We start from the raw sequence: 14,809 nt of genomic DNA on the forward strand, positions 1-14,809 counted from the left end.
CTCCGGTCGGTCCCCTGCTGGCAACCCCGGACGGGACAAGCCCAGAGGATAGCAATTCGATCACCCAATTGCCCAATTTTTCGGGACTTTTGGACATGTGTCAGTGATCTTGCAGTAGGTTTCCCCCAAATCGGTTACAGAGGGAGATGCGTTGCGCCGTCGTCTCGCAGCGGCCGCCGCGCTGGCGCTTCTGTCGGCCTGTTCCGGGCCCAGGGAGGTCCCCCGGCCCCCCGCCGCCGAGTCGGTCTTCGTGTACGCGCAGAACCTGGACGTCATCTCCGACTGGGACCCCGCGAGCTCCTACTCCAACGAGCTCATCGCCTTCCAGAACGTCTACGAGACCCTGACCCTCTGGAACCCCTTCACCAAGAAGTCTGCCCCCCGCCTGGCCACCTCCTGGCGCTCGACGCCCGACGGCCGCACCTGGACGTTCACCCTGCGCCAGGGCGCGACCTTCCACACCGGCCGGCCGGTGGACGCCGCGGCGGTCAAGGCGTCGATCGAGCGCACGATGAAGACGGGCGCGGGCGCGTCCTACATCTGGGACGCCGTCTCCTCCGTCAAGGCCGAGGACGCGAGCACGGTCACCTTCGCCCTGAAGTACGCCGTGCCGCTCGACCTGGTGGCCTCCTCGGGGTACGCGGCCTACATCTACGACACGCAGGCGGCGCCCGACCTGCGCTCATGGCTCGGTGCGGGCAGGGACGCCGGATCGGGGCCGTACACGGTGGCGGCCTGGCACCCGGGCCAGGAGGAGGAGCTGACGCTCAAGGCGTACCCGAAATACTGGGGCGGTTGGGACAAGCCGCACTACAGCACGGTCAAGTACCGCGTCGTGCCCGACCCCGACCGCGCGTGGCGGATGCTGGCCCGCGGCGAGGTGAGCTTCGTGGACCGGCTCAGCCCCCGGCTGTTCGCCAGGGCCGCGGTCACGCCCGGCGTGCGCACCAGCGAGCGGGACTCCTACCAGACGGCCATGCTGCTGTTCAACACCGCGAGCGGCCCGATGAAGGACGTGCGGGTGCGCCGCGCGGTGCAGCAGGCCGTCGACTACCGCGGCCTGGTCAGGGCGCTCAGGGGCGCGGCCGCGCCGGCCAGCGGCATCGTCCCCGAAGGGCTGACCGGCCACGTCGCCGGCCGCGCGCCCCGGCAGGACCTGACGGGCGCGGCGGCCCTGCTGGGCCGCGCCGGGTACGGACCCGGCGGCCGGCCGCTGCGGCTGCGGCTCACCTACGCGCAGGGGGACCACGACCAGCGGCTGCTGGCCACCAGCCTGGCGGCGGAGCTGAAGCCGCTGAACGTCACGCTCGACGCCCGCGCCATGTCCTGGAACGCCCAGTGGCAGCAGGGCAGGAAACGCGGCCAGGACATCTTCGTCATGTACTGGTGGCCCGACTACGCCGACGGCTACTCGTGGTTCGGCAACGTCTTCCGCAGTGGCAACCCGCCGGTGTTCAACCTGGCCTACCTGCGTGACAGGACCCTGGACGAGCTGCTCGAAGGGCTGCCCGAGCTGAGCGTGACCGACAAGGAGGCCGCGCAGGCGGCGTACGAGCAGGCCACCGGACGCGTGCTCGACGTGCGCGCCGCCGCGGCGCTGCCGTGGGTGGTGCGGTACCAGCGGGCCTACCTGGGCGGCGTCCAGGGGTACGACGACAACCCGGCCTACCCCGACGTGGTCTTCGCCTACGAGCTGCGCCCGTCCGGCTGAGCCGACTCCGACTCCGACGCCGCCTCGACCCGCTCACGCAGCCGCGTCCTGATCTCCTCGGGCGTGTACGCCCGCCGCCTGCGTTCGGCGCGCGCGATCACCACCCCCGTGGCCGCGACCCCCGCGATTCCCGCCAGACCGAGCATCTTCCACCAGCGCATGTGCCTAGGCTAGCGATGTGCTGACTCTCGACGAGGCCGTCAAGGTGACCAGAACCGGCGATCTGTGGATCTTCCGCGGCAGGTCCGTGCCCGACCGGGCCATCCAGACGATGACCAACAGCCCGGTCAACCACGTGGGCATGGCGATCGTGATCGAGGACCTGCCGCCCATGATGTGGCACGCCGAGCTGGGCAAGTCGCTGCTCGACCTGTGGTCGGGCACCCACCAGCGCGGGGTCCAGCTGCACGACCTGCGCGACGCGGTCACCGTCTGGGCCGACCGCTACGGCCAGCGTCCGTGGCTGCGCCAGCTCGAACCGCAGGCCACCCCCGAGATGGAGGACGCCGCGCTGCGCGTGGTCGCCCGGCTCGACGGCACCCCGTTCCCGTCCACCGCCCGGCTGGCCGCCCGCTGGGCCAGGGGCCGGGTCCCGCGGCGGGCCAGGAAGGAGGCCACGCTGGAGAGCGCGTACTGCGCGGAGGTCGTGGCCGTCACCTACGAGGAGATGGGCCTGCTGCCCGGCGGCCGGCGTCCCAACTGGTACGACCCGGGCAGGTTCTGGAGCGGCGACGACCTGGAGCTGCTGACCGGCCGCCGCCTCGGCCACGAGATCACCGTGGGAGTGCCGCGTACGCGGGCCTGACCCTGGCCAGCGGGATCGTCACCACGACGAGCGCGGCCACCAGCACGAAACCCAGCCGGTAACCGGTGTGCCCGAGCACCAGCCCGAAGCCCGTCGCGCCCACGCCCATCCCCGCGTCGTAGGCCAGGTTCCACAGGGCGCTGACGCGGGCCGGCTCGCCGCGCTGGAGCATCACCGTCAGCGTGGCGTTCTGCAGCACCCCGAACCCCGCCCCGAACAGCGCCATCCCGGCCACGACCGGCGCCGGTGCGGCCGTCCACGCCTGCAGCGCGATGCCCGCGGCGGCGGCGAGCAGGCCCGGCACGAGCAGCTTGGCCGGGCCGTGACGGTCGCCGAACCGGCCCGCCCACCAGCGGGCCGCCGGCGTGGCGAGCGACTGGGCGAGCAGGGCCGCCGAGGCCAGCCCGGGCGAGCCCGCCAGCGGCAGGAACGTCACCAGGACGCCGACGGACAGCGTGACCGAGCCGAAGACCAGCATCGGCGCGGCCAGCCCGCCCGTCCGCCCGCCCGCGCCGGCCGTGACGGGCCGGCCGGCGGGCAGGCCGGTCACCGCCACGAGCCCCAGGAGCGGCAGCAGCCCGGCGACCACGAGGACGGGCGCGAACCCGAGCACGTCGGCCGCCCACAGGCCCAGCGGCAGGCCGGCGACCGAGGGCACGCCGACGGCCAGGCCGTACAGGCCGAGCCCTTCGCCGCGGCGCTCGGCGGGCACCAGGTCGGCGGTGAGCGCGGTGCCGGCGACCACGAGCACGCCGAGGCCCGCGCCGCGCAGCAGCGAGACGGCCAGCACCAAGGGCAGCTCCGCCGACAGCGGCAGCAGCAGGGCGGGCAGGCCGAGCAGGACCAGGCCGAGCGCCATCGCCGCCCGGTAGCCGTGCCGCGACAGCAACCACGGGACGGCCAGCTCAGCGAGCACCGTGGACAGCATCATCGCGCCGGTCGCCAGGCCCGCGCCGGACGCGCCGGAGCCGCCGGTCGCCGCGTACAGGGGGACGGTGGAGAACAGCAGGAAGAAACCGAGCATCCCGGTCACCGAGGCGGCCATCATCAGGCTTAACGAACGCGTCATCATGCCTTCGACGATGACAAATCCCGCTCTGGTCGGGATCGGGCATGATGCGTAGCCGCCTCTTCATAATGAGAGGTGTGTTCGTGGGACGTGAGGCCGAACTGGGCCGGCTGGCCGCCGCGTGGGCCCGCACCCCGAGTGCGGTGCTGGTCGTGGGCGAGGCGGGGATCGGCAAGTCCAGGCTGGTCGCGCGGTTCGCCGGCGGGGTGGACGCGCTGGTGGCCGAGGGCGGGGCCGATCCGGGCGGGCCGGCGTACGCGCCGTTCGTGCCCGTGCTGCGCCGCCTGGTCAGGGAGTACGGCGCCGGGCTCGTGCCGGGCGGCGGGCGCAAGGGGCTGGCGTGCCTGCTGCCCGAGCTGGGGGAGCTGGACGACACGCCCGACCTGGGCCGGGCCCGGCTGTTCGAGGAGGTGCTGCTGCTGGTCGAGCGGGCCGCCGAGCGCCGTCCCCTGGTGATCGTGCTGGAGGATCTGCACTGGGCCGACCAGGCCGCCCGCGACCTGCTGGCGTACCTGCTGCGCAACCTGACGCGGCCCGGCGTGATGGTCGTCGCGACCTCGCGCGAGCCGTTGCGGCTGCCCGGCGCCGAGGTGGTCAGGGTGCCGCCGCTCGGCCGCGACGAGGTGGCCCGCCTGCTCGGCCGCGACGACGTCGACGCGATCGTGGCGCGCAGCGAGGGCAACCCGCTGTTCGCCGAGGCGCTGGCCGAGGCGGGTGACACGACCCCCGCCTCGCTGCGCGAGCTGCTGCTCGCCGGGGCCGAGAAGCTGCCGGGGCCGGGTCTCGACGTGCTGCGGATCGCCGCCGTGGCCGGGCGCAGGACGCCCCACGAGGTGCTGCGCCAGGTCGCCGGGCTCGACGACCTCGCGCTCGACGAGGCGCTGCGGCCGGTCGTCCGGGCCCGGCTGCTGCTCGTGGACGGCGACGCCTACGTCTTCCGGCACGCGCTCATCCGCGAGGCCGTCTACGACGACCTGCTCCCCGGCGAACGCCGCCGCCTGCACGCCCGCTGCGCCCCGGCCCAGCCCGAGCTGGCCGCCGACCACTGGCATGCCGCCGGCGACGGGCCGCGCGCCTTCGAGGCCGCCTGGCGGGCCCGCAGATGGGACCTGGTGCTGGAGCTGTGGGCGCACGCGGACGGCCAGGACCACGCCCAGGTGCTGGAAGACGCCGCCAGGGACGCCCTGCGCGACGGCGACGCCCACCGCGCCGACGACCTGGCCGGCCGGGCGCTCGCCGAGGTCGCCGACCCGCTGCGCGCCGCCCACCTGCTGGAGCTGCGCGTCGCCATCCGCGACCTGCACGGCGAGGAGGGCCTGGACGACCTGCGCGAGGCCGTCCGGCTGGCCCCCCGCGAGTCCCGGCTGCTCGGCGCCCTGGCCTGCACGCTGGCCTGGCACGGCCAGGACGACGAGGCCCGCGCCCGCGCCGAGGAGGCGTACGCGCTGGGCGACGCCAGGTCCCTGGTCACCCTGGCCGCGCTCGCCGCGCTCGACGACGACCTCGCCACCGCCTCCGCCCTGTACGCCCGCGCCCGGATCAGCGCGCCCGACGACGACACGCTGCTCGTGTCGTACGCCGGCGAGGCCGACGCGCTGGAGGCCGCCGGCGAGCACGCCAGGGCCGAGGCGGTCGCGCGGCGCGGCATCGCCGAGGCCGCCCGCCTGGGCCTGTCCCGCTCGCGCGGCGCCCACCTGGCCGCCAACCTGGCCGAGCCGCTCGCCTCGCTGGGCCGCTGGAAGGAGGCCCGCGAGGTCGCCGCCCCAGCGCTCGCGCTCGACCCGCCGCCGATCTACCGCGCCTGGATCCTGCTCGTGCTCGGCACGGTCGCGGTGCGGGAGGGCTCGCTGTCCGCGGCCGGCGCGCTGCTCGCGCAGGCCAGGCCGCTCATGCGCGGGCGTTCGCGCGGCTACGACTCCTGCCTGGAGCCCGACCTGCTCGAATGCCGCCTCGCCGAGGCCGGGGGAGACCTGGACCGGGCGCGCCGGCTGGTCGACCACGTGCTGGCCGAGCACGACCTGACCCGCAGCCGCCGCTACGCCTGGCCGCTGCTGGCCCTCGCGGCCCGCATCGGACGGGTGCGCGCCGCGCCGCCGGGCCTGCCCACCGTCGGGCGGCTGCAGGAGGCGTACCGGGCCACCTTCGAGGCCGAGCTCGGCGGCTCGTGGGCGGACGCGGTGGCCGCCTGGCGGGCCGTGGGGCAGCCGTACGGGCTGGGGCGGGCGCTGGTCGGCGCGGCCGAGCGGGACCCGGCGCGGGCCCGCGAGCCGCTGCGCGAGGCCCTGGCCATCGCCGTCGCGCTCGGCGCGGAGCCGCTGCGGCGGCAGGCGGAGGCGGCGGCGGCCACCGCCCGGGTGACGCTGTCGGCGACGCCGGGGCTGTCGGCCCGCGAGCTGGAGGTGCTCGGCCTGGTCGCCGAGGGCCTGAGCAACCGGCAGATCGCCGAGCGGCTGTTCATCTCGGCCAGGACCTCCGGCGTGCACGTGTCGAACATCATGGCCAAGCTGGGCGCCGCCTCCCGCGTCGAGGCCGCCGCCGTCGCCCGCCGGACCGGCCTGATATGAACTCCGGCATGACCACCGTGAACGTCGCCCTCATCGGCGTGGGCAACTGCGCGTCGTCCCTCGTGCAGGGCGTCGAGTACTACCGCGACGGCGAGGCGCCCGGCCTGCTCAACCCCGTGTGCGCCGGATACGCCGTCTCCGACGTGCGGTTCACCGCCGCCTTCGACGTCGGCCGGGCCAAGCTCGGCCTGGACCTGTCGCAGGCGATCTGGGCGCCGCCGAACAACTCCCGCCGCTTCGCCGACGTGCCGTGCCTGGACGTGCCGGTGCGCGAGGGCATCCTGGCCGACGGCGTGGGCGAGGGCTCGGCGGAGCTGGTCGAGCCGAGCGGCGCCGCGACGGTCGCCGACGTGGCCGCCCACCTGCGCGGGACCGGCTCCCAGGTCGTGGTGAGCTTCCTGCCCACCGGCGCCCAGCGCGCCACCGAGTTGTACGCCGAGGCCGCGATCGAGGCCGGCTGCGCGTTCGTCAACTGCATGCCCGCCGTGCTCGCCCGCTCCGAGCGCTGGCGCGACCGCTTCGCCGCGGCCGGGCTGCCGCTGCTCGGGGACGACCTGAAGAGCTCGTTCGGCGCGACGCTCGTGCACCGGGCGCTGGTCGACGCCCTGACCGCGAGCGGGGTGCGGCTGCGCGACGGCCACCAGCTCCTGGCCGGGGGCAACATGGACTTCGTCAACCTCCAGGACCCGGCCAGAATGGCCGGCAAGCGGGCCACCAAGACGTCCGGCGCCGGCACCTCCACCCACGTCGGCGCCCAGTACCTGCCCTTCCTCGACGACCGCAAGATCGCCTTCATCCGCCTGGAGGGCGAGGGGTTCGGCGGCTCCCCGCTGGAGGTCGAGCTGCGCATGGTGGTGGAGGACTCGCCGAGCGCGGCGGGCAACGTCCTCGACGCCGTGCGCCAGGCCAAGGCGGCGCTCGACGCGGGCGCCGGCGGCTTCCTGCGGGACGTCTCGGCCGCCCTCATGAAGGCGGTCTGACCCCGGACGCCGGGACCGGTCGTGGCAGGCTGGGAGGATGCGCCTGGCGACCTGGAACGTGAACTCGGTCAAGGCACGGCTGCCGCGCCTGCTCGACTGGCTGGCCGCGACCGAGCCCGACATCGTCTGCCTGCAGGAGACGAAGTGTCCCGCGGAGTCGTTCCCCGTGGCGGAGGTGGGCGAGCTCGGCTACGCCGCCGCCGCCCACGGCGACGGCCGGTGGAACGGCGTCGCCGTGTTGTCGAGGGTGGGGCTGGAGGAGGTGACGCCGAGCTTCCCCGGCGAACCGGGCTTCGCCGCGCTCGACGGGGTGGGCGCCGCCCGTCCCGAGGCCCGTGCGCTCGGCGCGACCTGTGGCGGACTGCGGGTCTGGTCCCTGTACGCGCCGAACGGCCGCGCGGTCGACTCGCCGCACTACGCCTACAAGCTGGAGTGGTTCGCCGCGCTGCGGGACGCGCTGGCCGAGGAGGCCGGCTCGCCGCTGGTGGCCTGCGGCGACTACAACGTGGCGCCGACCGACGCCGACGTCTGGGACCCCGCGCTGTTCGCCGGCTCCACGCACGTCACCCCCGCCGAACGCCGCGCGCTCGCCGAGCTGCTCGACCTCGGCCTGCGCGACGTGGTGCCGACGCCGATGAAGGGGCCGCACCCGTACACGTACTGGGATTACCGGGCCGGGATGTTCCACCAGAACAAGGGCATGCGGATCGACCTGGTCTACGCCAGCGCCGACGTCGCGGAACGGGTGCGGGGGGCGTACGTCGATCGTGAGGCGCGCAAGGGGAAAGGCCCCTCGGATCACGCTCCCATCGTGGTGGATCTCGACCCGATAAATTAAATCAACAAACAGCTGCCAGACGAGTATCGTGAGTAACCAAATGTGCGGGGGCACGCTTCTTCTTCAAGACCGAAAAAGGGGGCCGTGTCGTGGAACCTGCCGATGGTCGTGTCATCTTGTTCGTCCTCATCGGGCTGGCCCTGTTCGCGCTCGGACGCCGCTTCCAGAACATGATCATGCTCAGGCAGGCCTGGAAGCAGACGCAGCGGCAGGTGACGGTGCGGAGGGAGACCGCGCACCACGCGGTGAAGGGTCTGGTCGCCGTCACCGCCGTCGCCGCATTCGTCATCTGGCTGGCGATCAATCTCAATCGGATAATGAGTTGACCGCCATTCAGCTGATTACCGCGATCATCCGGAACGGCGGCGGCGCAGGCCCCATGCGGTGAGCACGGCCAGCCCCGCCGCCGCCAGTCCGACCGCGCGGGTGAGCCGGGCGGCGCGCCGGATGTCCTTGACGTCCGGCTTGGGGCCGTCGCCCATCGTGGGGCGGTGTTCCGTCCTGCCGCCGTACACGTTCGTGCCGCCGAGGGTGACGCCGAGCGCGCCGGCGAAGGCGGCCTCGCACCTGCCCGCGTTCGGGCTGGGGTGACGGTGGCCGTCCCGTCGCAGCATCCGCAGCGCCCGGACGGGGTCGTCGGCCAGCGCCGCCGTCAGCAGTCCCGTCACGCGGGCCGGCACGTAGTTCGCCACGTCGTCGAGCCTGGCCGCGGCCCAGCCGAACCGTTCGTAGCGGGGGGAGTGGTGGCCGATCATGGCGTCCAGCGTGTTGACCGCCCGGTAGGCCAGCAGCCCCGGCACGCCCGCCACCGCGCCCCAGAACAGCGGGGCGACCACGGCGTCGGAGGTGTTCTCGGCCAGCGACTCCACCGTCGCCCTGGCCAGCTCGGGCGCCTCAAGGCCGGCGGGGTCGCGGCCGCACAGGTGGGGGAGCCTGGCCCGGGCCCGCCCGAGATCGTCCTGCTCCAGGGCCTCGGCCATGTGCACGCCCTCGCGGGCGAGCGTCGTGCCGCCGAGCACGGCCCACGTGGCGAACGCCGTCACCGCCGTGCGGACCGTCCGCCCGCCGCTCCTCTGGGCCAGCACGCCCAGGGCGGCCGCGCCCCCGACGCAGATCCCGACATGGACCACCCCGCGCCACCTCGTGTCGCCGTACGACGACTCCTCCAGCTTCGCCGCCGCCCGTCCGAACAGCGCGACGGGGTGGGCCGAGCTGCGCGGATCACCGAGAACCTGGTCGAGTGCGACACCGAGCGCGAGACCTAGCGGGTCATACCAAATGGGCATGAAGCTCATCTTCGTGCACATCCAGCCAGGATGCCGCCCGGCGGATGCGTTCCCCGGCGCCGCCCGCCCACATCTTGGCCCAGTTCCCGCCGGCCTGGGCGCGGGTGCGCATGACGTCGTAGGAGCGGTGGAAGCGGAGCCTGGACAGTTCGAGCAGCCGCCGGCGTTCGCGCGGCGCAAGGCCGTAGGCGTCGCAGAACAGGCGGATCCTGGCCCCGACGTCGGCGTCGCGCTGAAGGGGGTGGCGGTCGACCGGGTCGGCGATCGGGGCCCAGTGGCGCAGGGTGGTGACGATGTCGAACAGCCGGGTGGTGGGCCGGGCGAGGTCGAAGTCGATCAGCGCGACGGGAGTGGCCGCGGCGGTGTCCTGACGGAAGATCACGTTGTCCGGCGTCAGGTCGCAATGTCCGATGACCTCCGGCGGGCGGTCGTCGTTCGACCCGCCTTCCCAACCGCCGGCGTCGAGCGGAAACCCCGCGGTCGCGTCGTGGAACTCCCTCACCAGTAACGCCAGGTCGACCAGGAACGCGTCCGTCGAACCCGCCCGGCACAACCCGCTCCGCCCGGGGACGTACGTGAGGATCTCGCGCCCTAAGCCGTCCGTGCCCAGGACCCGCGGCGCACCCCCGAACCCGGCTGCCTCAAGGTGTCTGAGCAGGGCGTGCACGGCGGGCGTGGCCGGACCGACCGGCCTGCGCACCGTGTCACCGACGCGCACCACCCCGTCTGTCACGTCCCCGCCCTGCAGGGGAATCTCATGCAGGAGCGTCGCGACCATGCCACAACAGCTTAGCCCCATTTGCCCCAGGGCCGCCTGCGCTTTACCCCACCCCCTCCCTTCCCGCTGTGCCCCTTCTTCCCCTGCTACCGGCAGATGCTTCTGCCGACTCCGGCAGCTCTTCTCCTGGTTTCGGCAGCTCTTCTCCTGGCTCCGGCAGTTCCTTCTCCCGGTTCCGGGCCGCCCTGCCCCGCCGATCCCCTTCGCCCTGCCCTGAACCCGCCACCGCGACGCCTTGGCGACCGACGGACGTCGTGCTGCACAAGAATCCCGCGCCTGTCCCCGAACCGCGCCTCTCGCGTGCCTGCCCTGGAACCCGCGCATCTTGCGAGGCGGCCTTTGAAGTCGCGCCCCTCGCCAGGCTGTCCCCGAACCCGTGCACTTCGGGAGCCTGTCTCCGAACCCATGCCCCTGGCGGGCGTGTCTCCGAAGCCGCGCCTCTCGCGTGCCTGTCCTCGAGCCCGTGCCTGTCCCCGAACCCATGCCCCTGGTGAGCCTGCTTCCGGAGCCGTGCTCCTCGAACCCTGCGGCCGAGTGTCGTACCGCCCCCGCCTCCCGGCCACCCCCTAGCCTGAGGAACCGTGCCCATCCTGCTCTCCTTGGCGGCCTTCCTCATGACGCTGCTGGGCGGGCTGGTCGCCGACCGCGTCAAGAACAACCGCCACCTCGTGCTCGGCGCCGCCGCGGGCGTGATGCTGGGCGTCGTGGCCTTCGACCTCCTCCCCGAAGCCCTCACCCGGGACGCCGTCGACGTGCTCGGCGTCCCGCTCCCGATGCTCATGTTCGCCCTGGCGTTCCTCGGCATCCACATCGTCGAGCGCTCCATGGGCATGCACGACGCGCACGAAGGCGACTACGCCGCCCACCGCCACGCCCGAGCCGGCGTAGGCGTCACGGCCGGATCCGCCCTGGTCATCCACAGCCTCCTGGACGGCGCCGCCATCGGAGCCTCCTACCAGACGGACGCCTCGCTCGCCGTCGCCGTGGCCATCGGCGTCATCGCCCACGACTTCACCGACGGCTTCAACACGTACACGATTACGTCGCTGTACGGAAACGCCCGCCGCCGCGCCCTCACCCTCCTGGCCCTGGACGCCCTGGCCCCCGTGATCGGCGCCACCCTGACCTTCCTCATCGCCATCCCGGCCCACGTCCTGACCGCCTACCTGGGCCTTTTCGCCGGATTCCTCCTTTATCTGGCCATCTCCGACATCCTCCCGGAGGCCCACACCACCAGACGCGCCACCGGCTGGACCCTGGCCGCCACGGTAACGGGAACCCTCTTCATGTGGCTGGTGATCGCCCTGTCGGCCTGACACGACCAGAACGTGTGCGTGACAAGTCGCCGGATCATGCACAATAAGGCAGGAGCGCCCTTAGCTCAGCTGGATAGAGCACCGGACTTCTAATCCGACGGTCGCAGGTTCGAATCCTGCAGGGCGCGCAGATCACGACCAGCGGAACCTCCGCTTGACCTGCACCGATGCGGCAAGGCGAGGGTTTCGCGTGTCCGACTGTCTCCGGGGCTCATCGGCCGGTGGCGGCTGTGCTTCCCCAATGCCTCCCCGAGCTCAGTCGCTACAGCCGAGGCGTTCCCGTCGTCCAGCACGCCCTGTGGTAGCCGACGTGGCCCAGGTCAATGCGATGGTGTTTGTGGAGGCGGAGCGGGCCGACCACCGCCCCTGTCAGGGCATCGATCACTTTCAGGTCATGGGAGAGGTACAGCGCCCCATTGTCGAAGCGCACATGATCGTTGGGACAGAGGCACAGGACGTTCTCCTCGACGTCCGGGCCGTTGTGAGGCTTGCCGAGGGCACGAATGTGAGCCCCCTCGCTGTAGTGCCCCCCGTTCACCTCGATGGCGAGTCCACAGATCTGGCAGCGGTGCTCATGCCACTCCTTGACGCGCTGTACGACGGCGCTGTTACGGACAATGCGCTGCACGGTAGTCGTGACTACCGGCGCCGGTCCCGTCGATCGAGGCGCTGTGGGCGCCATGGCCGTGGCCATCAGTGCCCCGTCTGAGATCGAAATCTCATCGTCAGACAGCTTGACCAGCTTGAACTGCCAGATGCGGAACCCATCGATTCCGATCTTGGCGCTGTGGGATTCGACCCGGAAGAGTCCGTCATAGCGAAGGCCGGCCGTCGGTCCATGGGGTGACTTCTTGTGGGCTCCGCGAACGACACGGACCGGCAGTCCACTGAGCTGGCTGCGGACCAGGCCGGCATTGCCCGGATCACTGATTTCTTGGTCCCGTATTTGCCGTCCCGTGTCGGGGTCACGACCGCCGTGGCCTGTGTAGATGATGACGTCCCCGTAGTCCTCGTCATCCACGTAACCGCCTGAGACCACGATGGAGTCGGCACCTTCGCGGCCGTTGCCTGAGATGCCGTTCACGGGGGGCGCATGGACGCCAGCAGCACGAACGTCCGCTCTCTTTGCGTAGAGAGTCCCAACGGGTTGACCCTTAACATGCCCGAAGCGCTTTGCCATGGCCCGCATGATGTCATGTGCGGCCGACAAATCCCGCGTCAGCGACTAGACCGAATGGAAGCCAGCGCAACTGACGATATGCTGCACTTCCGCATTTCCTATCGCCAATGACTGAATTCATCCCGCTCCACAGGGCGATCAGCTACCGCCGTTGTGAGTGTATTCATCCGAGCGCCTTGCTGCTCGGGGGCTTTCTTGGTCTTGCTCCCGAAGATCCATGTCACGCTTTCGAAGTGTGAATCGATTGTCAATAACAGTGCCATGTCCGGGGAGGAAGCGGAGAGCGCCCTTGACGCGCAGTATCGCAAGCACCTTCTTGGCCAAATCGAGCGATAGACTCCATTGCGAGGCTATATCTTGGGCGCTTGGCGCCAGCTCTCCATCTTTAAGCCTTCCAGCGCGAATATCGTTTTCGATCCCTTCGATAACGTTTGAATGAGCAAAGCTCTTGAGTCCTTCAGCATAAAGAGCGAAGTAGATCGTATCTCTAGACAACCCAGTGACCCGGCTAATGTGTCGAATGTTATGCTCGCCCTCCCTGTAGAGTTCGACGGCGAGGTCTTTCATCACTTGGGGTGACCCTGCTGCATGGATGCGCAGCGCTGCAGCTTCGCGTTCCAGGGCATCAGTATTCATCACCTCCGTAATGCCGAAGCCTACCTGCGCGGGACGGACGGGTGACGAGGGATCAACCACCCCCAAATACTGCATCGAAAGCAGCTCGGACATGTGATTGCGTATATCCTCAGAGTTCTGTAGGTCCTTAACCTTTAGCATTTCGGCCAACAGGTAGCTGTGGGCGGCGACCGCTGCTGTTGGCTCATAGAAGATGTAGGGCCTAGACGGATGAGGGGACTCTTGCTGATACACGAGGGCCCAGGCGGTAGTCGTGACGGGCACTCGAATTTCCACCCTCGGACGCGCTTTATCGCTCCTTGACCCCGATCCCCCTCGGAGCACTTCATATTTGATCGCGTCGTAGCGGCATAGCTCCAAGGAGGCGCCATCCTGTGAGTGCTTTACCTCATGAGAGTGCACTTCGGTCGCGGCGCTGAAATGTTCGAGTAGCACCAGAGGGAACTCCTCGACATTGCGTGCGCTGCGCAGATACACCGCCACAGCCTCTCCTGTCGAAAGCTCCTTCCTTGCGACATCCAGGAGATTCTGTTCTATTTGTCCCTCTGGTGGCGTTGTGGACATGAATGGAAGCCTCTGTTCGCAATGAATGATGTCGAGCGCTCGACATGTATACCACTCGACATCGGGATGACCGCGGGGCAGTCGCACTCGAAGCGCTAAGTTTCTAGTATCTCGGCTCAGGAATATCCGCCGCCGGTGTGATTTTCCTCCACCGCCTGTGGGGGGGTTGGCGTGAGCTTTGGTGGCCATGGGAGGGTTGCTGTCGAGAGGCCGAGAGGAGAGGAGGAACATGACCCGCTGCAATGAAGGCTGGATATCTAGCCTGATCAAAGAAGCAGGGCGGACAATTCGGTATGCGTTGGACCGCTGGAACCGAACTGCCGCCCTGCTGGCGCTACTGATCACCTTGAGCGCGATAGCACGCGTTCTAGGGATCAGGCTCTAACGGAATATTAACCTGTAGCAGGACTCCTCGGCGAACGCGGGGAGTCCTGCTACAGGATCGCTAGGCAATGTCACGTATGTTCCAACGCTTCAGAGATGCGACGCCTGGCCTCCTCATCCTGACCGACGACGGCCTTGGCGTAGATTCTGAGCAGGACGTCTACGCTATGACCTGCCCATGCGGCCGCCTGTGTGGCGGGTACGCCGGCGTTGAGCCAGGTCGAGACGCAAGCGTGGCGCAGGTCATAGATGCGCTTGGCCAGCGGTGACTGAGCGTCGTCACGGGTCAGGGCTTGTTCTCTGGCCTTGGCCCATACACGCCGACATGTGATGGCAGCCAGCTCCCCACCGCGCACCCCTGTGAATACCCGCCCTCCAGGGCCCGTGCCGAACGCTGCAAGATGCGTGCGAAGAATCCGGGTGAGATCGGGCGGACAGGGAACGACGCGGGTCTCCCCCTCCGCACGGTGCTTGAGGGCGCGTTCTTCGCGCAGGCTGCCATCGTCCGTCCACTCGCGGCCGGCGAACGGCGCGGCGCCGGCGAAGCGAAGTTCGCCCCAACCGTCTGCCGGCTCCTCCAGTTCTCCTGTCTCAGGATTCCTAGCTAGATCGCTGATGTGAAATTCGGTGATCGGCTGCGGACGTGACGAAGGGCGTCCATGGTCGGTGTGTGAAGACTGACCTAGACGCCCTTCTGA

Annotated in this window: 13 protein-coding genes, 1 tRNA gene and 1 pseudogene; 8 read left to right on the forward strand and 7 right to left on the reverse strand. The window is 70.5% G+C overall.

Annotation, left to right across the window (positions count from 1 at the left end; translation table 11 throughout):
• Positions 1-151 precede the first annotated feature (151 nt).
• The gene (locus ACFYYW_RS36495; protein ID WP_387655835.1) at positions 152-1,711 is read left to right on the forward strand and encodes an ABC transporter substrate-binding protein; all 1,560 of its coding nucleotides are present in this window, start codon (positions 152-154) and stop codon (positions 1,709-1,711) included.
• Here ACFYYW_RS36495 and ACFYYW_RS36500 read toward each other — a convergent pair.
• Positions 1,687-1,872, reverse strand: a complete 186-nt coding sequence (locus ACFYYW_RS36500; protein WP_387655837.1) for a hypothetical protein — start codon at positions 1,870-1,872, stop codon at positions 1,687-1,689. The two genes, ACFYYW_RS36495 and ACFYYW_RS36500, sit on opposite strands and share 25 nt — an antisense overlap.
• Before the next feature lie 20 nt (positions 1,873-1,892).
• Here ACFYYW_RS36500 and ACFYYW_RS36505 point away from each other — a divergent pair, with 20 nt between their 5' ends.
• Positions 1,893-2,516, forward strand: coding sequence for a hypothetical protein (locus ACFYYW_RS36505; protein WP_352327466.1), 624 nt, complete (start codon positions 1,893-1,895; stop codon positions 2,514-2,516).
• Here the strand turns inward: ACFYYW_RS36505 and ACFYYW_RS36510 are convergent.
• The gene (locus tag ACFYYW_RS36510) at positions 2,485-3,588 is read right to left on the reverse strand and encodes an MFS transporter (protein ID WP_387655840.1); all 1,104 of its coding nucleotides are present in this window, start codon (positions 3,586-3,588) and stop codon (positions 2,485-2,487) included. The two genes, ACFYYW_RS36505 and ACFYYW_RS36510, sit on opposite strands and share 32 nt — an antisense overlap.
• A gap of 74 nt (positions 3,589-3,662) precedes the next feature.
• On the opposite strand from ACFYYW_RS36510, the gene ACFYYW_RS36515 reads away from it, so the two are divergent.
• From ACFYYW_RS36515 to ACFYYW_RS36530, 4 genes are all read left to right on the forward strand, one after another.
• Complete coding sequence (locus ACFYYW_RS36515; protein ID WP_387655843.1) at positions 3,663-6,149, forward strand: ATP-binding protein; 2,487 nt, start codon at positions 3,663-3,665, stop codon at positions 6,147-6,149.
• Between the two features lie 8 nt (positions 6,150-6,157).
• Positions 6,158-7,129 (forward strand): inositol-3-phosphate synthase, encoded by a 972-nt coding sequence (locus ACFYYW_RS36520; RefSeq protein WP_387655845.1) that lies wholly within the window; start codon positions 6,158-6,160, stop codon positions 7,127-7,129.
• A gap of 37 nt (positions 7,130-7,166) precedes the next feature.
• The gene (locus ACFYYW_RS36525) at positions 7,167-7,967 is read left to right on the forward strand and encodes an exodeoxyribonuclease III (protein WP_387655848.1); all 801 of its coding nucleotides are present in this window, start codon (positions 7,167-7,169) and stop codon (positions 7,965-7,967) included.
• 89 nt (positions 7,968-8,056) lie between these two features.
• Positions 8,057-8,293: a hypothetical protein gene (locus tag ACFYYW_RS36530; protein WP_387655850.1), complete on the forward strand. Its 237-nt coding sequence runs from the start codon at positions 8,057-8,059 to the stop codon at positions 8,291-8,293.
• 24 nt (positions 8,294-8,317) lie between these two features.
• Here ACFYYW_RS36530 and ACFYYW_RS36535 read toward each other — a convergent pair whose 3' ends face one another.
• Both ACFYYW_RS36535 and ACFYYW_RS36540 read right to left on the reverse strand, forming a co-directional pair.
• Positions 8,318-9,253, reverse strand: coding sequence for a cobalamin biosynthesis protein (locus ACFYYW_RS36535; RefSeq protein ID WP_387655853.1), 936 nt, complete (start codon positions 9,251-9,253; stop codon positions 8,318-8,320).
• Positions 9,237-9,986, reverse strand: coding sequence for a phosphotransferase (locus tag ACFYYW_RS36540; RefSeq protein ID WP_387655856.1), 750 nt, complete (start codon positions 9,984-9,986; stop codon positions 9,237-9,239). The genes ACFYYW_RS36535 and ACFYYW_RS36540 overlap by 17 nt, the downstream gene beginning before the upstream one ends.
• Before the next feature lie 626 nt (positions 9,987-10,612).
• Here ACFYYW_RS36540 and ACFYYW_RS36545 point away from each other — a divergent pair.
• Together ACFYYW_RS36545 and ACFYYW_RS36550 are read left to right on the forward strand one after the other, a co-directional pair.
• Positions 10,613-11,347 carry a ZIP family metal transporter gene (locus ACFYYW_RS36545; protein ID WP_352328017.1) on the forward strand — a complete coding sequence of 245 codons (735 nt, stop codon included), beginning with the start codon at positions 10,613-10,615 and terminating at the stop codon, positions 11,345-11,347.
• Between the two features lie 54 nt (positions 11,348-11,401).
• Positions 11,402-11,475, forward strand: a tRNA-Arg gene (locus ACFYYW_RS36550).
• 134 nt (positions 11,476-11,609) lie between these two features.
• Here ACFYYW_RS36550 and ACFYYW_RS36555 read toward each other — a convergent pair.
• The 3 genes and pseudogenes from ACFYYW_RS36555 to ACFYYW_RS36565 form a co-directional block, all read right to left on the reverse strand.
• Complete coding sequence (locus ACFYYW_RS36555) at positions 11,610-12,536, reverse strand: YDG/SRA domain-containing protein (protein WP_387655860.1); 927 nt, start codon at positions 12,534-12,536, stop codon at positions 11,610-11,612.
• A gap of 129 nt (positions 12,537-12,665) precedes the next feature.
• Positions 12,666-13,727, reverse strand: a complete 1,062-nt coding sequence (locus ACFYYW_RS36560) for a hypothetical protein (protein WP_387655863.1) — start codon at positions 13,725-13,727, stop codon at positions 12,666-12,668.
• Between the two features lie 455 nt (positions 13,728-14,182).
• Positions 14,183-14,809 (reverse strand): annotated as a pseudogene (locus ACFYYW_RS36565) (hypothetical protein); the annotation flags it as partial.

It is taken from the genome of Nonomuraea sp. NPDC001831, assembly GCF_042892035.1.
Taxonomy (GTDB): domain Bacteria; phylum Actinomycetota; class Actinomycetes; order Streptosporangiales; family Streptosporangiaceae; genus Nonomuraea.